Here is an 18144-nt window from a genome sequence, read left to right as displayed (position 1 = left end):
TGTGCTAAAAAGGGGATGTATACAAAGGAAATGTGTGGTAAGATACTTCTTGTTTGAAATTGGATATCGGTAAAGAAGGTGATGGGATGACCGCGGTCGAAACAAAAAAAGGGCCAAAAGAAAAGCTGAATTTGTTTTTCTTAACGTGGCCGATCTTTTTAGAAGTGTTTCTTTTTATGTTAATGGGGATTGCTGATACCTTTATGCTAAGCGCGCTGTCGGATGATGCCGTATCAGGAGTCGGAGCAGCCAATCAATACCTTCACATTGCGATTTTGGTGTTAGAGGTCATTGGTAACGGAGCGGCAATTGTTGTCTCTCAGTATTTAGGATCAAAACGGTATATGGAAGCGTCAAAGATTTCTGCTTTGGCCGTTACGTTAAATTTAGGAGTCGGGCTAGTCATTAGCGCGGGTTTTCTTTTGTTTTCAAGACATATGATGGAAGCGATGAACTTACAAGGTGACGTGCTGATGTATGCACAAAGCTATTTATCCATCGTCGGAGGAGCTATTTTTCTTCAAGCAATTATTAACTCTCTTGCAGCGATTATTCGCGTACATGGCTTTACGAAGCAGGCAATGTTTGTTTCACTTGGAATGAACATTTTTCATATTGCAGGAAACTATGCTTTAATCTTCGGGAAGTTCGGCTTTCCGGAAATGGGCGTGCAAGGAGCAGCGATTTCATCTGCGTTCAGCCGATTTGTTGCCCTTATCGTGTTCTTTTGGCTGCTGTATCAAGTGATGGAATATAGAGTGAAATTTCAATACTACATTACGCTTTCAAAAGAATATATCGGTAAAATTTTAAAAATCGGTATTCCCTCGGCTTTTGAACAAGTGATGTATCAAGGCTGTCAAATTGTCTTTTTATACTATGCAACCTACCTAGGAGCAGAATCACTTGCTGCGAGACAGTACGCAATGAATATTTCAATGTTCATTTACTTATTTGCCATTGCAATTGGAATGGGTACAGCGATTATTGTCGGCCGTTTAGTAGGCGGAAACGAAAAAGATGAAGCGTACCATCGCGTATGGAAAAGCGTCAAATGGGCCAGTGCCGTAACGATGATGATGGTTGTTCTGGTGATGACATTCAGAACACAGCTGATCAGCGTGTTTACAGACAATCCGCATATCATTGAGCTTGGGGCGACGGTGCTGCTTCTGAGCATTGTGCTTGAAACGGGAAGAACGATGAACATTGTGCTGATTAACTCGCTGCGGGCTGCGGGAGATGCCAAATATCCGGTGTTAATTGGTGCGATGTCGATGGTCATGATGAGCTTGCCGCTCGGTTATTTCTTCGTTTTCCATTTAGACATGGGGCTCGCTGGCATTTGGCTTGCCATCGCAGCCGATGAATGGACGCGCGCAGTTATTATGTTTTTCCGCTGGAAAAGCCGAGCATGGGAAAACTACGGACTTGTACAGCACGAACAAACAGCTGAAGAACCAACGCCGGTTCAAGTGTAAAACAAAACCTCTGCAGAATGTGCAGAGGTTTTTTGCTGTGTAAAAAAACGAAGTAAAGCTGGTCTTTTTACGCACAAAGCTTTAATTTGTGGGAAAAAACGGGTATGGGTACAAAGAAATGGTTTTATTCTACTTATTCTTTGTTTTAGATAACGGTATATGGTTGGATGACGTATTTAGACATGAGTCTTTTTTCTCTGATTTTCCATTTTTATCTCAATTCATGAAACTAGAAGCATAAAAAAGAGAGTTTTTTCCTATTTAGCTATAATGAGACAAATTTTATACTTATAATTATTGGATTAAACTCGAAATGTGCGGAACAGGAGGAACGATATGGGGTTAGGAAGCGTATTAGACGGACTGCTGGGTGAAGTATCTGGAAGAGTCTCAGATGTAGAAGGGAAAATTTCTAAGCTAAGAACGGCTAAAAGTAAAATTGAGCATGAACAAGCTGTTTCATTAAAAGAAATTGAACACATCAAAAAGCCTGAGCTGGGAGACAAATGGACGGGTACGTTATCGGATGATTTTGACGAAAAACGTACGGCAGCCTACGACAACATAAAAGGCATTTTAGACGGTGATTACGATGGATACATTCGTGAAATTGAAACAAAGATATGGGCGCTAGAAGCTGAAAAAGGAGCTTTGAGTGGCTTGAACGCCGTTATTGGAGAAGCGGATTCTTTATTAGCTAAAGGTGAAGAAGCCTATGACGCAGTAGAAAACAAGATTAGTGAAATTAGAAGGGGGCTGTTTTCATGACAATTAAGCTTGATCACGCTGACGTTATCAAAAAGCTTGAAGCAGTCAGCACAGCGATTGGAAATTTATCCATTAGCAAAATGCCTGACCTTGGAAAAAACAGCCTTGATACTACAGAGAAATGGGAAGCGCGCGAAGAAGAAATTCAAACGCTTATTTCTACTTATATAAAAGCACTAAACAAAAACGTAAAAGATACAAAATCTAATGTAGACTTACTAAAAGAACAAGACGAATCTATTATCCATTCGTAGCAGCAAAGGGGGATGACTGTGGGAAAGGTATACGATGCAAAAGCGCTGTTTGATGTAGCAAAAGACAGGGAAAAAGCCTACGATGAGTTACTAAGCCAGCTGGGTGAACTGAAAAAAGCGCTGCAGGGCGTAGCGGACTTAGATGGCAGCTTAGAAGGAAAAGGCGCTGACAATATAAAATCTTTTTATAAGCAGCACGCCGATACGGCCGGACAGTGGGAAAACTTAATTAAAATGCAGCAAAGCTATTTTTCAACGCTTCACGTTAAAGCTGAAAAAGCAAAGCTATCAGGAAGCACGATTGTAACTGAATCATTTTTAGAAACAGAGCTAAAAAACGCCAATAGCAATGCTAAAGAAATGGTTGCGCAGCAGCACGACGATCTGCAGAGTATTTTAAACGGTATTGACGATATCGTCTCTATTTCAGCGTTTTCAACGAGTGAGTTTAACGATAAAATAGAAGAAGCAGAGAAAAAACGCACCGATACAATTGAGGCAGTGAACCAGCTTGACGCTGAATGGTCAAAAGAATACAGCGAAATGGACGACTTCTATGCGGTAGTGGATACGCTAGTAAGCGGCTTAGAGCTTGCTACGAGTCAAGGAGGAAGTGTCTATCAGCTTGCATTTGACGAAAAAGCCTATCACGACAGCGAGCTGTATAAAGTTCAAACAAAGCTAAACGACTATGCCACTTCATATGTTGACTACAACAAGCAGCAAGAAGAAGTATACGAGCTGGAAAAAAAGCAAGAAGAAGAAGCAAACAAGCCGTGGTATGAAAAAACGTGGGACGCGGTTTCTACCTTTACAGGAGAGGTCAGCGGATATTATGATTATAAACGAGCAGCAGAAGGCGTGGACCCTGTTACGGGTGAAAAACTTTCCACCTCACAGCGCGTCGCAGCGGGAGCCATGGCAGCAGCCGGCTTCATTCCGGTTGTCGGCTGGGTAGGAAGAGCCGCAAAAGGTGGAAAAGCCATCTACAAAACGGCTAAAGGCCTAAGCGCAGCGGATCACGCCCTAGACGCCTACAAATCCGCCAAATCCTTCAAAGTCCTGGAGCAAACCGAAAAAGGCCTCTACGGTCTTGTGGCTGCAAACGGACTAGGAGAATACATGACCGGACGCGACATGTTCGGGAATAAAATCAGTGAAGAGCAGCGTAAAGCAAGTCTTCTGCAAGCATTAGGAATTGCTGGAGCTGGAGCGCTTTCTACGAAGGTAGCGGGTAAAATGGGACAAAGCCTTGCGACCAAAGGAACCGAAAAGCTCAACAACATGCGCAACACGCTTCGCACAAGCGCCGTTGCCAACGTCACAAAGCAAGCCTACCAAAGCGTCAAAAACGCACCGGCCTCTTGGACACAGTCGCTACATAAAACGTATAACAACATCCTAGACAGTAGTATGCCAAGACTGGGGCCAGAGCTAGCACCTGCAGGTCCAGCACTTGCCCAGCAGACGGTGAGAGAGACCTTGCAGAATGTGAAGCAGCAGACGATGCAGATGGTAACGAAGGTGAAATATGATCCGAACCACAACAGCTACCGTGGACCTGACGGAAGGTTTATGTCAGAGAGCGATGTTACAAAGATGGGTGACGAGGTTGAGGTTGAAACGCTTCGGAAAGTTGACGAACCTGTAAAAGTAGAGCCTGAAATTCAAAAGGTTACGGATGAAGTGGTGGAAAATGGTGATGTTTCTAAGAAACCTTACAGTAGCAGTAGACCAAGTTATGGGAAGGGCCAAGTTGAACAGGTATGGGAAAATGCTAAAGATCCTATTAATGGAAAAATCTACGATCCATCAGGTGTCGAAATAGGTTGGGATAAATCTAAACCTAGAAATGGGCAGTGGGATATGGGACATATCCCAGGAGAAAAATATTCTGATATTCACGAATTGTATATGAATGGTACTATTACAAAGAAAGAATTTTTAGAGTGGTACAGGGACCCTGCAAACTATAGACCAGAATTACCAAGCACTAACCGAGGTCATGAGTATGAATAAGGGAGGTAATGATGTAAATGGACATTAACAAGGCTGATTTTTGGACTATAATAAAGTTTGGAAATCTCGAAGAATTTTTAAAAAAGTTGAAGATTGAAAATAAATGTATCGAAGAGGTAATAAACTCGGTTGATAAAAACGGTATTAGTTTACTTGAAAAATCACTGATTAGTAGAAAGTTCGATATAGCAAAGTTTTTACTAGAAAACAATGCAAAAGTTAATATTGTTTCAAATGAAGGATGTAATGAATTGCACTATTTAGCAGCAAATATTAATTATGTAGGCGCTGTTGACTTAGCATATAAGTTAGTTGAAATGGGTGTTGATTTAAATTTAAAAGATAAAAAATTTTCTAATTCTGCAATATTATCTCTGTGTCAAGAAGTATTAAAAGAACGCACAAGGGATGGAAATGAATTAATTTTATACTGTTTGGAAAAACACCCCGATTTTAATGATTCCAATAAATTTGGTTATTCTTTAAAGCGAATAATTGAAGAACGTGGAACTGAGGATATGAAAAAAGTCATGGAGGCGGTTAGTTGAGAACAAGTAGTGGATTAGGCGGTAGCGTTGTATCAAATAATATTCTAAAAAATATAGGGGACTTAAAATGGTGCATTAAAGAAGAACCAGTAAATGATCTTGATAATGGGTGGAGATTTTTGTCTGATATCGATACAGAGGAATTTCTTGCAAATGCATCGAATATGTCAGTTTGCGACTGGGGAACGATTATTGAAATAGAACCTGCTATAATAAATATTTTTGATATGCCTATTGGTACAGATATAACTTTACTAAGCGAAAATAATAAAAAGTATTTTGTTTATACTGATTCAGGAGAAAAGGTAGTTTTTTAAGGTTGTATATTAGTGACTGATACAGATTTGGATTTATTAGTATGAAGTTCCATTAGTGTAAATAAAGGTTAAGGATTAAAAAAATAGATAATATATACTATGAAAATCAGCAAAATATTATTAAACCTTTGATTGGATATAGCCTTTTGAGGGTTTTTTTAAATGTTTTTTATGTTAAAAATGTCTTTTCTTGAATTAAGAAGTTCATGTTGGGTGGTAGACATAGGAGATTGGAGGCAGTTACATTTAAATAAAAATTTTATAAAGAATGTAAAAGAGCCATGCCAATGGAGATAAAGGTAATTTATGATATGAAGAGTGGCTTAAAGCTGAATACAGTTTTGAGTTAATTGTAAGAAAGAGATAATAAGTATTAAGATATAGGAGTAGCTAGAACACAATTAGACGAAAGAATTCTTTTTGATGAAAATTTAGTAGGTGTTGAATTACCCCTCATAGCTGTTTTATTTGCAGGGAACTTTGTTTAGATGATTGCTACCATGTTGAAGAGCCTATTGTATACGTTTGAAATTATGAAGAATCCTTGAATTTAAATCCTGTAACATATATTGTAAGTAACAGCTTTGAAAAATTTCTAAATATGTTAGCAGAATAGGTAGTTTGATAGTATCTAAACTAGAGTGAATACTCATATATTCGTCAGACCTATTTAATTCGTTAGAGAGCACTAATTGTCTACAACAGGCAGCAAGTGCTTTCTTTTATGTGAGGGTATATAATTTCAAAGGGTTTTCATTTTTATTTGTAGTCAAATGAATAGCCTAAGCGCAGCGATCACGCTGCAAATCTGCCAAATCCTTCAAAGTCCTAGAGCAAACCGAAAAAGGCCTCTACGGTCTTGTGGCTGCAAACGGCCTAGGAGAATACATGACCGGACGCGACATGTTCGGGAATAAAATCAGTGAAGAGCAGCGTAAAGCAAGTCTTCTGCAAGCATTAGGAATTGCTGGAGCTGGAGCGCTTTCTACGAAGGTAGCGGGGAAAATGGGACAAAGCCTTGCGACCAAAGGAACCGAAAAGCTCAACAACATGCGCAACACGCTTCGAACAAGCGCCGTTGCCAACGTCACAAAGCAAGCCTACCAAAGCGTCAAAAACGCACCGGCCTCCTGGACACAGTCGCTACATAAAACGTATAACAACATCCTAGACAGCAGTATGCCACGACTCATGCCAGAACTTGTGCCGGCTGGTCCATCACTTGCCCAGCAGACGGTGAGAGAGACCTTGCAGAATGTGAAGCAGCAGACGATGCAGATGGCGCAAGCTCTCTATAACCCAACTGCCAAGCGATACCAAGATTCAGAAACCGGACGATTTGTGGCTAACCCGAATGTGGAGAGAGTGGAGAAACCGGTTGTTAAAGAAGTTGAGAAGGTTCAAGAAGTTACTAAGGGTACGGGTAATAAGATAGATTCTGATACAATAAAAAAATATATTAGAGATATAGAAGGGCGAACCGGCAGAGAGTTACCTAAAAACCAAATAGAGAAGTTGAAGGAAGCCTTAAGAAATAAAGAATATAAAAAAATGTCACCAATAGAAACAGCTAAGCACAGGGCAGAATTTGATAAAGTAAAAAATAAAGTAATTAAAGAGTGGGAAGAAAATACTGGGCAAAAGTGGCCTGTGTATACTGAAAATGTTATTTCAGAAAAAACAGGTAAAAGAATTAGGAAACAAGGAGATAAGTATGATGCTCATCATATAATTGAAAATACTTTTGGCGGAGAACATGAATGGTGGAATATGCATCCTGCAAAATTTCCAAATGAGCATCAAGCTGGTATACATGGAGCAGGTTCACCAGCAAATGCACTATTTAAAGGAGGTAGAAAATAATGGGATACGAATCTATGAAGGCAAATCAAGAAAATAGTTTTTATCCAGTAACTGAAAATGAAATAAAAGAGGTTGAGAAGGAACTCGATTTAAAATTTCCTAAGGAGTTAGTTAATTTTTATATAGAGGTTGGCTACGGGTTTATTAAAGGTTCAGAGTATAATATAAATCGTATTATGGATCCTTATTCCGTAAGAGATTTTCGATTAAGAGATAATGATTTTGAGTTTTATCCTGACATAGAAATCTATGATGAATTTGAAAATAACAAACTAATATTTTTTGAAGGTAGTGAATCAGCTTTAATGTCAATTGAATTAAATGAAAAGAATAGCAGTCCGGTTTACTATTATGATATTCAAATTGCGACTTCTCTTGAAGAATTTTTAAGAAAAATAGAAGTAGATGACAAATATTACTTGGAGTTACTAGTTGATTAAAAAAACATAATAAAACGCACACCTTGATTGGCTAAATGCCTTTCAAGGTTTTTTACTTTAATTAATATTAAACTCGCTGATATTTAAATGAGATAATAAGAAAATGACTTGTTTGAGAATCGAGAGCTCATGATGGTAGTACCATCATGGAGTATCGTATTAACACTTGGAGAAACGAACAAGAACGAGAAATGGGCGAGGTGACATTTTACATGTTAGAGATAGTATGACATGGAGTGGTTAAAAAATTAACGAGATTGACAAAACTCGTGGCGATAAACAATGGATAACGTAAAAAGGTGTTCTTACTCTGCGTTGGATTTTAATTTTTAGGTTGTATCTTTATAAGAGGCGGTCGTATAATACTCGCTATTCGTTAAAAAAGCGTTATATAAATTTAAATTTCGTAACGGGAGGCTGAAAAATTAAGCGTTGTTGGGTATACAGAATTCTCAACTCAAGGACAGGTAAGTTGAAATATCAAAAAGACGAAATCAAAGTATACTGTAAGGAAAAAGGCTTGAACTTGATACATATTGTTAGAGATGAAGGAATAGCAGAGATGGCTAAAGATATGACGCCTGAACAACTAAAAAACACGTATTAAAATGTAAAGCTTACACACTAGGGAGGAGTAGGAATTGAATATATACAATGATTTTCGGCAAATTGGAACAGTAGAAGAAGAAACAATCAATAAATATAAAGAGTATCTTCCAAAAGAATTGATTGAAGCGTGGAAAACATATGGATATGGAACTCTTCTGAATGGTTATTTAAAAGTAATTAACCCTGATGATTTTAGGGAGTTGATAACTGACACATATTTAAGAAATGAAGGTGCCATTCCAATTTTTGCTACATCCATGGGTGATATTATACTATTTGAGATGGATGAAAATAATGAGTCCTATGTAGTGATGGTTAACTATCGTAAGGCTAAAACGAAAGTGCTAGCTTCAAAATATTCTTTATTTATTAGATTTTTAGAGGAAGAACCATTTAGACGGAGATCATTAGAATGGTCACCTTATACAGAAGCAGTAGACCACTATGAGTTGCCAGCTTATGATGAGTGTTTTGGTTATACTCCATTATTAGGGCTTGGTGGAGCAGAAAAAGTAGAGAATCTAAAAAAAGTCAAATTGAAGGAACATATTCTTATTATTACTGAATTCATGGGACCAGTTCAGTAATGTTCAAAGCTATATTACAAAATGAACTATAAGCACTTGACTGCCTTTTAGGCAACAAGTGTTTTTTTGTGAGCAATTTTTTGTTTTTAAATTATCCGATGTGAATGTGAAAAATATCAGAAAGTTAAAGAGAAATGAGGTTGAATTTTTAAAAAAATATTTCAAAAAAACAAGTGTTGACGTTAAAAACATTTATACTGAGAGTAATATGCAAACAAAGAAATTTATAGTTAAAAACATTATTGATGGTAAGCATGGCCTTACAGCATTTTATTAGTGTTAAAGAAGTAAAAGTAGTATGAAAGAATTTGAAGATTTATTCAGTGAATTGCATACTGATATGATATCTAGTATGGAAGGAGGATATAAATGAAAGGTAATTATTTTTCAATTTCAATGTACCCCACAGTAGCTTTTAACGAAGAGGAGCTATTAGGTCGTCTTTTGGATGTGTTTGAGTCAAATGAAAAATTTGCTCCTACTCATTGGGGGAACGCTGAAACGGCACGGGTGGAATATAATCGTGAGGAAATTCTAGAAGAAGTAATTTCGGGACGTAAAGTATCTGAAGTTCACCTGTATCGTGATAAATCTGTGCACTATAGAGGACGCTTTGAAGTTAACTTGAACTATGGTTCATTTCTGAAATTTGAATTTCAAAAATCTATTCCTCAAAAATTTTGGTCAGATTTTTTTGTGCTATCTGATCAAATCGCAGAAGTTGCAAAACCTTGTTTTGGAGTAGCTCAAATTTGTTGGCCAGTACCTAATCCTTGGAATACTGAACGTGAACGTTTACAAAAGTGGATGAATATCTCATCTCTACCTATACCGGTTAGATTTCTTCCTAACGGTCCTTTGGGGGTAGGAGCTAGAACATATTTTAGTGGTCAGGTTTTGGAAATGTTTGATAAAGAATTCTTACTAAATACTCCCGCTGTCGTATCGGAATTAGAATGGGGCGGAGTTTGTATGGATCTTTTACAAAATCCATTAGAAGCTGATAGGGATACATTGCTAGATCGTTGGTTACATGTAATGAAATACTTAAAACCAGCTCAAGTAATAGCTGTGCCAAGTTTTCATGAAAGTCGAATGGTTGTCACGTATTCGCCCAATGTTGCTTGGAAGAAGTATCTAGAAAATTAAAGGAAAGGAATTTGTAATCATGGATGAGAAAAGTAATGATCGAATAAGGGTTATGGAAATAGTAAATAGATCTCAATATAATGATGAGGTTATAGACCAGGTAGATATGAGTGATTTAGACCTTAGTTTTTCAGACCTGTCAGAAGTAATGGCAAGGCGTATTATGGCAAAACGTGTTGTGTTGAGAGCCTCTTCACTAATGAGAGCAGCGTTTCATGACTGCGATTTTGAGTTAGCTGATTTCAGAAGTTGTAATTTAGAGGAAATTAACATGGCAGATTGTAGGTTTGGCGAAGCGGATTTTTCTAAAGCAAATATGAAATATGCAAAGATAAATATAAGTAGTTGCTTTGAAACTCGTTTTGATGAGGCTGATTTTTCACATGGAGAATTAGTTGGAACAATTTTAAATCATGCTACATTTCGCCATGCAAATTTGTCAGGAATTGATGCGGAACAGGCCGACTGTACGGGAACGGATTTCAGCGGTGCCAATCTGACAAATAGTAAATTTGAAAAAGCGCATTTGGAAAATGTAAATTTATCAGCGGTAGATGCTAGAAATGCTAATTTCACAGAAGCGGATTTTACCGGTGCTAAACTCGACAATGTAGTTTGGACAGGAGCAAATGTAGAAGGAGCTAAGTTTGACGAAAATGTGAAAGAACAAGTGTTGAAAATGATATAGAAGTTGATTTTAAATTGTATGTAAAATTGGTACCTACGTTTTAATGTATGATTTGTCACAGCATGTAAAGGGTGTCACACTCTCGCTATAAAACTTGCAAACTTAAAGCACTTAATTGTCTAAGAGAGACGATGAGTGCTTTTTGTATTTCAGTATGAAAGGTGAAATGAACATGATAATTTTATAAGTATGCTAAAGAGAACGGTAAAGCAGTATCTAAAAAGAAATCAATACCCAATTTTGTGAAAAAACAATGGGAAGAAATATGTTGTTGATTCTTATATTCTAGGTGGGGAAATTGTCTCGAGGAAATTCACTCAACTGACTGAAGTACAAGAAAAGACCGCATTAAGTTATTTAAGTGAATTTACTAAAAAATATTATTCTGGTAAATTTAACCTAAACACTTTAAAAGGTGGTCGAGTAGAGGGAGAATTAATTTTGGAAGTTCCTGTTCAAACGAAGCCAGTTCCACAAAAAATCACTAAAGATCATTGGTCGATACGAAAACAAAATGTATTGAATTAATATGACAGGTGAAAAGCCGAAAACTCATGATTTTAAATATACTGACTAGCTTAAATAGACCCAAAAAATGATGAATACTGAAAATCACCTAGGTTTCTACAATAGTCTAACAGAAGAAAATAAATATAGTTTAATAAATGAATTTAAGAGGATAAATAGGAGTGATTCTAAGTGAATAAGTTATCTTTTCTACAACAATACAGAAAAAGTATTGAGTTTGTATCTAATGAAGACTTACTAAGTATTGAGAAAGAGAAAATCCCGGAAGAATGGATGGAAGTATTTATAGAAACTGACAAGATTGAGAGGAAAGATAAAATAATTGCTTTATGGAATCGGGTATGTGAAAAAGAATTAAGTCATACGATCTCATATTTAAAAGAGAATTTAGTAGATGTTGAACTCATTATAGATAATGGACAGTACGCCATTCTATATAGCGTGAAGAGTGAAAATGACGAAATTCTTTATTATGAAGGGGGAATACCAAACAAATCAATTTACGATTTAGACATGCAACAAGCCTGGTCAAGTGTTCCGCAATCTATTGTTAAATTTTACGGAAAGTTACATAATGGCTTTTATTATATGCCAAGTCGAGCAATGGGTCTAGTACCGTTAGAGAGAGTAACTTATTTTAAAGAAGATGAATGGGGGATTCTTGATGATTTAGAGCATCCATTAGAAATCAATCTTGATACCACTTATGGATTTTTTGAGAATGGTATTGGTGGATACGTTGCGGTGGATTTGAACAATTGTACGGATAATAGAGCAACACTGTGGTTCACCAATGACCAGCCTGAATATAGTGTTGATTTCTGGGATATTGTAGATGAATGGATTTTAATAGGGTTACAAGATAATTAAAAAATAATGTGTAAATAGACTAAGTAAGTTTATATAGCATATAGCACTTGATTGTCCATAAAAGGAAGCAGGTGCTTTCTTTTATGGACAATCATAAAAAAGTTCAAAAATGAATTACGTGTATGTTTAAAAAAATGGAAAGATTATTAAATAAACATAAGGAGGATTTTATGAAAAATAAATCCATTCTTAATTTACAAAGTGAAAGAAAAGTTGGGGTTGTTTTAATTGTTGCTGAAAGAGTATTTTCTGTAATAAGTAAAGGTGATGAAAGATATCCAGCAGGTAGAGAAGCGTTAGACAAATGTTGGTTATGGGGTGAATCTCATACTGTAACTGGAGATGAACTCTATGAGCTTATTGATAGTGCAGACTATACAGGCATCTCAGAATTTGCTGAGGAAGAAGAAGACTTGAATATGGCTAGGCTATGGTCACTACTAGTGGATGCCGTCGCTTATACATCTTGGGAAGCTTATAAAAACGAAAAAGTAAAATATGTACCGCAAGCACTGGAAGGTATCGGTGCAGATAGTATCACTGTCTTTTTGAATAGCGCAGTTGAAACCGGTTTTATCACAGTAGAGGAAATTGAAAGAATGGAATTAGTTTTTTATGATTATGAGTGTAAAAGCAATGAAACCTCAATAAAAAGAGAAGATTTTATGAAATTATTTTAACTCAGTGTATGGAACCCATTAAATAAAGAGAACGAATGAGTAAGTGTAGACCACTACAGCAAATAGTGAGAACTAACAGTCAGCAAACCTCAAAAAGCAGTTAAATGCATTATTTTTAACAGTACGTAATTGTTAAAGGAAAGAAAAAGGTGTTTTTTACGTTTTAGGATAGGGATCAATAGATCTGGTCAAATTTTATAAGTGCAAAACTATTAAATAACAATGTATCTTTAGTCTTAACAAGTCATCCCATTTTATTAAGGAGAATGTAAATGAAAATGGAATTAAATATCCAACAAAGAGTTGGAGAATATAGAGTGAAAAGTGATCAGTTATTTGAACAGAAAAATTATCAACAATCTGTTGATGTATTAATCAAAGGGTGGGAAGAGATTCCACTTCCAAAAGGGTTATATAGTGATACTTATGAGGTGGTAAAAGATATCATTGATACCTTTATCATAATGAATGACTATGAAAGTGCCCAATATTGGCTAACTCATCTATACTCATCAGGCTTTAAACGATTTGATGATGGTGAAAAAGAGTTTATTTCAGGCGTTATTTATTATGAAGTGGGATCCCTTTTAATTGCCAAAGAGTTTTTTGATATAGCTAATCGAAAATCAGAAGGAAGGTTATTTGAAGGGAAAGACACGAAATATATAAAATTACTCAAAAGGTAACCATGTATGAAGGAGGATCACCAAATCAAATGAATCGATTTAATAATTTGAGCAAGGATGCTAAAGTCGTATATCTATTGTCGCTATCTAATTTAATTATCAACAAGATTTCTGAATCTAAAGGATTTGAAGTAGCGGTTGAGTCATTAGAAAAAGCTTGGGAATGGCTAAAATTAAAGGATTTTGACGCAGATAGCCTGTATGTATATTTAGAAAACATAGATGAAACAGATATCATGACTTATATGCAACTAGCCGATGATAAAGATAATGAAAAAGTATGGATATGTATTGGAAATGCTCTGGCATATACAATCTGGGAGGCGTATCAATATGAAAAAGAAAAGTATCTTCCCCAGACTATTGAAAGTGTTGATTATCAGACTGTTGAAAGCTTCATAACAAATTTTGAAAAGGTATATGAGAATAATAGTATCTCAGATAAGCTATTACACTTTCTTGAAGAAAACTATCCAAAGAATGCTGATAAAAGGGTAGATTTAATTTCAATAAAGACTTTTATTGATGAGTCTATTGAGAAATAGATAACTAAGAAACTTCTAAAAATGTGTAATTATTTAGCTATACTTTTAAAAGCAGATTTTAACTTCAAAGATAAGCAGATGAGACTTTTAGATGACAGCTGCTTTTGGTTGTTTTTTTGAGATATTTACATTTTGTATACTTGAATGATGCTTTATTAAAGTTCATGAAGGTAGCATCATCAAGGAATATCAAGTTAATATTTGAATTTTATGAGAAGGACGATGATCAGAAGCCAAATGGATATATCGCCTTTTAATATTACACTTCATCACAATGTTAAAGAGGTATACAAATGGAATGTAAGGATGGTCAATCATTTATCCCTTGCCGGACGATACTGTGCTTTCTGAAAAGGAAGGTAAATGGAGAATGAATTTACCAGAAACGTATAAAGAATTTGTGAAAAAAAACAGCACTGTTAGTAGAAATATTATGGGAAGGTGTACAAGTGACTATGGAAATGTATTATTGTGACGAATGGTCAGATATCAAAAAGAAGCCTTGGAACATTCTTGATGAGCATACTGCATACACATACCACCAAAAACATAAACCCTATACGGTCGTACTAAGGGAAGATGAGAAGCACAAGTATATTATAAATATTACAAATGAATGGGTTTCGGTAGGGTTTTATGATGAACTAATTCGTAAATATTTAAATTATTATTTCGAAGTTATGAGTGAAGGTAAGCTTTTTTTAAGAACAGCCATGTATTGGGAATATGATGATAAAACTAATACAGAAGTGAGTAGTTTGATTTTGAATTTCCGAGAAGATGGTTACATAGCAATGGAAAAGCGAGATTTAAAGAATGGTTCAGTAGAGGAGCGCGAAACAAACAATACCCTTAAAAAAAACTGGGATGTGTTTCCTGAGTTTGGCCAATACTTATATTTGTGCAAAGAAGAGCGCCAATTCTTTTGTGAAGCTAGAGTTCATAAGATGCGTCAGCTTAATAGTTGCTACGATATATAAGTATCATAGTGTCTTTTTTTAGTTGTTTGACATGGATTTGAAGAAACATAAAAAAGTTAAAGATAAACAGTTAGAATAACATACCAAATTGAAGATGAAGAACTAGGGATAGCAACAGTTGAAAACCAGTCAGGAAGATAAATTCTATGCAAATGGAAAGCCAGTTACAGGAATTGTATCAAGAAATAGCAGAAACGGTTAATAATATGATTCCAGAAGAATGGGAGAAATTTTATTTTTATGCACAGATTGATGAATCAGGGGGCGAGTTTACTTTTTTTATAAATCAATTAGAGATAATAGCTACACGTATAGTCTAGATATACCAAAACAATTTAACATATCGGAACTAGAATTTAATAATGAAGAAGATAAGCTTTTTGATCTTAGTGAACAGCTCAGGGAAATCTTTAAAGAAAATAACCAGGAACTATGGTATTCTTTTACGCTAATGTTAGAGCAAACAGGGAAGTTCTCTGTATCATTTGATTATACAGATTGGTTGAATACAGATTACGGATTTGTAGCACAGAAAAAGATTTGGAAGTATAAATATTTAGATGAAGCACCGGCGGATGAAAAAACTAAAAGTTTAATAGATCAGTATTTAAAAGAATATCCAAATAATCCTATTTAAATAATTATTAAGGCTATACAAATAAAGGAAGCAGTAAGCACAAAGTGAAGATGCGGGATCTTCGAGTACAAATATTTAAGTAGAGAATTAGCGGATGAAAAAGATAAAGAACAAATGATGAAAATGAAAAGATATGAAGAAAATTTTAACAGCAATAATCAATAATTTATAGCATTTGAGTTTTTTAAAAAGGAGGCAAGAACTTATGGATAAGGACGATATTCATTTTCTTAAACAGTTACTTAATAGGACAGATGAGGATTACATAATAAGTTATTTATTGAATACTAATAACTCTCTCTTGCTTCATTACTCTGCTGCAAATTATAACTGGAATAGTGGGTTTGAAGTGCCAAAAGTTATTCTAGAAAATGCAGCTTGTGATTTTGGAACAGGTTTACTGATGTTTCATTATGCAGACGGGTATCGTATGTTAGAAGATCCTGGTGAGGTTTCAAATTCTTCCTTGAAAAATTGGAAAAATTTTTTAGGGGAAGTTTACAATAAACTCATAAACTTAGAGTTTACATCTCAGGCTATTTCTTTCAATCCTGAATTAACAAACATTCAAAAATATAAATTAAAGAAGAGTAATCCAAACATTCCTGAACTCCTTATTAATAAATCTCCAGGAGATGCGGTTGATATTTTTAAAATATAATGAATTAGTAACTAAACTTAGGTTGATTGATGCATTATAAAAAGAGAAAAGAGTTAGGTCTAAGTCTAAAATACATAAAGGAAGCTAAATATCAATATCAAGCAGCTAAATCTGGAAGAATGGTAGGTATAGAATTTGAACGAACTGAAGTCATGAAAAGAGTGGAAAATGAAATGAAGCAATTACATAAAAAAATAGCTGAAATAGTGAATAAAATGATACCAGAAGAATGGGGAAAGTTTTATTTTTATGCTCAAATATCAGAAACTGGAGGAGGTACTTATTTTTTTATAATACACCTCAGAATACACAAAGTTTTACGTATAGCTTGAAAATCCCGTTCGAGTATCATGTGGATCAACAAGAATTTAAAAAATGTAAAAGAAAACTGTTTGAATTGAGCAATCAATTAAGAAGCAGTTTTGAAAATAATCATCAAGAGCTTTGGTATTCATTTACAATGTCTGTAGATAGTAACAGGAAGTTGAACATACACTATGATTATACGAATTGGTTCGATACAAAGTATAGTTTTAGTGACCAAATGATAATTTGAAAACGTAAATATCTAGGTGAAGAAGCAAGTGAAGAAAAAGATAGAGTATTAATTGCAAAGTACGATAGTGAATTTCCGAATGATCCTATTTGAGTAGATGATAATGAAGGAGTTTGCATAGTGGACCGAAACCATAGTAAAAAATTGATAAGAAATGCCATTAAAACTGGCGATATCAACGCAGTGAAAAAACTAATAGGTGATGATATAGAGACTTTGAATACCGTGAATGTATTTGGTACGTGGTTACATGTAGCGGTTAAAAAAGAGAACCTTCAAATCGTCCGATATTTAGTTGAAAAAGGAATTGACGTTAATGCGAAAGGCGGAACATTTGATGCTTCTGCGTTAGATCTAGCAGCTGGGTCCGGTAATTTAGAGATAGTAAAGTATTTAATAGAATCTGGAGCAGAACTAGATGTGAGCTTAGCGAAGAGAAATCCACTGTTTGGAGCAATTTATGGGGGGCATCAAGAAGTAGTTAAATATTTAGTACAAAAAGGAATAGATGTGTCCATTAGATACACGGGAGAAAATATCAAAAATATGAATGCTTATGAATATGCAAGAGAGTTTGGGCAGACTGAGATTGCTGAATATTTAAAGCAAAGGATGACTGAAAATTAATAAGTATTTAAATGAGTATCCCAATAATCCAATTTAGCATAAATCCAGTATTTGTGGTTAAATTCCCACCTCATGAAGGTACTAAATTAACCCTAAAGAATTGCATCAAGGGAACATTTTACAAGCGTAGAATTAAAAGTTTATAAGCGAGGTGCACCATCATATGAAAGAATTTGAAGAACGATTCACTGAACTCCAAGCTGATATGATATCAATTTGTATGGAATATATTAACGATAGAGCCGACAAAGTGTATATCTATGCTTCGTGTGAAGGAAACATTATTTCCAGTAAATTCTTTTATCTTATTAACAATCAATATGTAAAATCTCATCAAGTGAACGACGCCTTAGAGGATGAGGATGAAAGATATGATACATCTCCGAAAAGAGGATTTATGGTATTAGATATTTTAAATGAAGATATTGAAAAAATTGAAGCGCTGTGTAAAGAAAATAACAGAGACATGCCAACGGAGATGAGATTAATTTATGATGTGAAGAGCGGCCACTTTACAGCGGAATACAATTACGAGTTGGTCTATACAAATGATGATGTTAAAACCGCTAGTTATAATGCTAATGAGTGGTTTGAAAAGGTGAAACGTAATAATAGGCTTTAATATTTTGCTAGGGCTTCTTAGGCAATTTA

Annotated in this window: 18 protein-coding genes and 3 pseudogenes; all 21 read left to right on the top strand. The window is 35.3% G+C overall.

The features are described from left to right. Positions 1–86: 86 nt before the first annotated feature. On the top strand, positions 87–1481 hold the full coding sequence (locus ACMX9J_RS04385) for an MATE family efflux transporter (protein WP_034651412.1): 1395 nt from the start codon (positions 87–89) through the stop codon (positions 1479–1481). A gap of 336 nt (positions 1482–1817) precedes the next feature. After that, entirely contained in the window at positions 1818–2249 is a 432-nt protein-coding gene (locus ACMX9J_RS04380) for a YwqH-like family protein (protein WP_013057382.1), read from the top strand. After that, entirely contained in the window at positions 2246–2503 is a 258-nt protein-coding gene (locus ACMX9J_RS04375) for a YwqI/YxiC family protein (RefSeq protein ID WP_013083474.1), read from the top strand. Before ACMX9J_RS04380 ends, ACMX9J_RS04375 begins: the two co-directional genes overlap by 4 nt. Positions 2504–2521: 18 nt before the next feature. Then, positions 2522–4522 (top strand): T7SS effector LXG polymorphic toxin, encoded by a 2001-nt coding sequence (locus ACMX9J_RS04370; RefSeq protein ID WP_349802979.1) that lies wholly within the window; start codon positions 2522–2524, stop codon positions 4520–4522. 17 nt (positions 4523–4539) lie between these two features. Continuing rightward, positions 4540–5070, top strand: coding sequence for an ankyrin repeat domain-containing protein (locus tag ACMX9J_RS04365; protein ID WP_154973011.1), 531 nt, complete (start codon positions 4540–4542; stop codon positions 5068–5070). After that, positions 5067–5387 carry an immunity protein Imm33 domain-containing protein gene (locus ACMX9J_RS04360; RefSeq protein ID WP_249887060.1) on the top strand — a complete coding sequence of 107 codons (321 nt, stop codon included), beginning with the start codon at positions 5067–5069 and terminating at the stop codon, positions 5385–5387. Before ACMX9J_RS04365 ends, ACMX9J_RS04360 begins: the two co-directional genes overlap by 4 nt. A 1416-nt stretch (positions 5388–6803) precedes the next feature. After that, a pseudogene (locus tag ACMX9J_RS04355) lies at positions 6804–7250 on the top strand (hypothetical protein); the annotation flags it as partial. Continuing rightward, a complete protein-coding gene (locus ACMX9J_RS04350) occupies positions 7250–7690 on the top strand; it encodes an SMI1/KNR4 family protein (RefSeq protein ID WP_098113077.1) in 441 nt (146 codons plus the stop codon). The pseudogene ACMX9J_RS04355 and the gene ACMX9J_RS04350, both read left to right, overlap by 1 nt. Before the next feature lie 641 nt (positions 7691–8331). Then, a complete protein-coding gene (locus ACMX9J_RS04345) occupies positions 8332–8886 on the top strand; it encodes a T6SS immunity protein Tdi1 domain-containing protein (RefSeq protein ID WP_098113076.1) in 555 nt (184 codons plus the stop codon). A 369-nt stretch (positions 8887–9255) separates the two neighbouring features. Continuing rightward, positions 9256–10035 carry a hypothetical protein gene (locus ACMX9J_RS04340; protein ID WP_416225449.1) on the top strand — a complete coding sequence of 260 codons (780 nt, stop codon included), beginning with the start codon at positions 9256–9258 and terminating at the stop codon, positions 10033–10035. A 19-nt stretch (positions 10036–10054) separates the two neighbouring features. Beyond that, positions 10055–10723, top strand: a complete 669-nt coding sequence (locus ACMX9J_RS04335; RefSeq protein ID WP_099000628.1) for a pentapeptide repeat-containing protein — start codon at positions 10055–10057, stop codon at positions 10721–10723. Positions 10724–11422: 699 nt separating this feature from the next. Further along, complete coding sequence (locus tag ACMX9J_RS04330) at positions 11423–12121, top strand: SMI1/KNR4 family protein (protein WP_155010100.1); 699 nt, start codon at positions 11423–11425, stop codon at positions 12119–12121. Positions 12122–12291: 170 nt separating this feature from the next. Further along, complete coding sequence (locus tag ACMX9J_RS04325) at positions 12292–12801, top strand: Imm6 family immunity protein (protein WP_176343942.1); 510 nt, start codon at positions 12292–12294, stop codon at positions 12799–12801. Positions 12802–13073: 272 nt separating this feature from the next. Then, positions 13074–13487: a hypothetical protein gene (locus ACMX9J_RS04320; RefSeq protein ID WP_098626658.1), complete on the top strand. Its 414-nt coding sequence runs from the start codon at positions 13074–13076 to the stop codon at positions 13485–13487. 29 nt (positions 13488–13516) lie between these two features. Next, positions 13517–14032, top strand: a complete 516-nt coding sequence (locus ACMX9J_RS04315) for an Imm6 family immunity protein (protein WP_025751639.1) — start codon at positions 13517–13519, stop codon at positions 14030–14032. Between the two features lie 455 nt (positions 14033–14487). Beyond that, positions 14488–15012, top strand: coding sequence for a hypothetical protein (locus tag ACMX9J_RS04310; RefSeq protein WP_255219804.1), 525 nt, complete (start codon positions 14488–14490; stop codon positions 15010–15012). A gap of 146 nt (positions 15013–15158) precedes the next feature. Beyond that, positions 15159–15649, top strand: a pseudogene (locus ACMX9J_RS04305) (antitoxin YezG family protein). Positions 15650–15854: 205 nt separating this feature from the next. Beyond that, positions 15855–16310 (top strand): DUF4274 domain-containing protein, encoded by a 456-nt coding sequence (locus ACMX9J_RS04300; RefSeq protein WP_416225448.1) that lies wholly within the window; start codon positions 15855–15857, stop codon positions 16308–16310. 161 nt (positions 16311–16471) lie between these two features. Next, positions 16472–16959 (top strand): annotated as a pseudogene (locus tag ACMX9J_RS04295) (immunity protein YezG family protein). Between the two features lie 27 nt (positions 16960–16986). Continuing rightward, the gene (locus tag ACMX9J_RS04290; RefSeq protein ID WP_176343944.1) at positions 16987–17493 is read left to right on the top strand and encodes an ankyrin repeat domain-containing protein; all 507 of its coding nucleotides are present in this window, start codon (positions 16987–16989) and stop codon (positions 17491–17493) included. Between the two features lie 163 nt (positions 17494–17656). After that, a complete protein-coding gene (locus ACMX9J_RS04285) occupies positions 17657–18115 on the top strand; it encodes an immunity protein YezG family protein (RefSeq protein ID WP_176343945.1) in 459 nt (152 codons plus the stop codon). Positions 18116–18144 lie beyond the last annotated feature (29 nt).

The sequence above is a fragment of the Priestia sp. RMT2NF4 genome, assembly GCF_047872835.1.
GTDB lineage: Bacteria > Bacillota > Bacilli > Bacillales > Bacillaceae_H > Priestia > Priestia zanthoxyli.
This window is presented reverse-complemented; position numbering and strand designations above follow the sequence as displayed.

Bases quoted from the DNA above. Each gene is read 5' to 3' on its own strand.
- ACMX9J_RS04365 (WP_154973011.1), top strand. From the start codon at position 4,540: ATGGACATTAACAAGGCTGATTTTTGGACTATAATAAAGTTTGGAAAT.
- ACMX9J_RS04285 (WP_176343945.1), top strand. From the start codon at position 17,657: ATGAAAGAATTTGAAGAACGATTCACTGAACTCCAAGCTGATATGATA.
- ACMX9J_RS04310 (WP_255219804.1), top strand. From the start codon at position 14,488: ATGGAAATGTATTATTGTGACGAATGGTCAGATATCAAAAAGAAGCCT.
- ACMX9J_RS04320 (WP_098626658.1), top strand. From the start codon at position 13,074: ATGAAAATGGAATTAAATATCCAACAAAGAGTTGGAGAATATAGAGTG.
- ACMX9J_RS04315 (WP_025751639.1), top strand. From the start codon at position 13,517: ATGAATCGATTTAATAATTTGAGCAAGGATGCTAAAGTCGTATATCTA.
- ACMX9J_RS04375 (WP_013083474.1), top strand. From the start codon at position 2,246: ATGACAATTAAGCTTGATCACGCTGACGTTATCAAAAAGCTTGAAGCA.
- ACMX9J_RS04300 (WP_416225448.1), top strand. From the start codon at position 15,855: ATGGATAAGGACGATATTCATTTTCTTAAACAGTTACTTAATAGGACA.
- ACMX9J_RS04385 (WP_034651412.1), top strand. From the start codon at position 87: ATGACCGCGGTCGAAACAAAAAAAGGGCCAAAAGAAAAGCTGAATTTG.
- ACMX9J_RS04340 (WP_416225449.1), top strand. From the start codon at position 9,256: ATGAAAGGTAATTATTTTTCAATTTCAATGTACCCCACAGTAGCTTTT.
- ACMX9J_RS04325 (WP_176343942.1), top strand. From the start codon at position 12,292: ATGAAAAATAAATCCATTCTTAATTTACAAAGTGAAAGAAAAGTTGGG.
- ACMX9J_RS04350 (WP_098113077.1), top strand. From the start codon at position 7,250: ATGGGATACGAATCTATGAAGGCAAATCAAGAAAATAGTTTTTATCCA.
- ACMX9J_RS04380 (WP_013057382.1), top strand. From the start codon at position 1,818: ATGGGGTTAGGAAGCGTATTAGACGGACTGCTGGGTGAAGTATCTGGA.
- ACMX9J_RS04335 (WP_099000628.1), top strand. From the start codon at position 10,055: ATGGATGAGAAAAGTAATGATCGAATAAGGGTTATGGAAATAGTAAAT.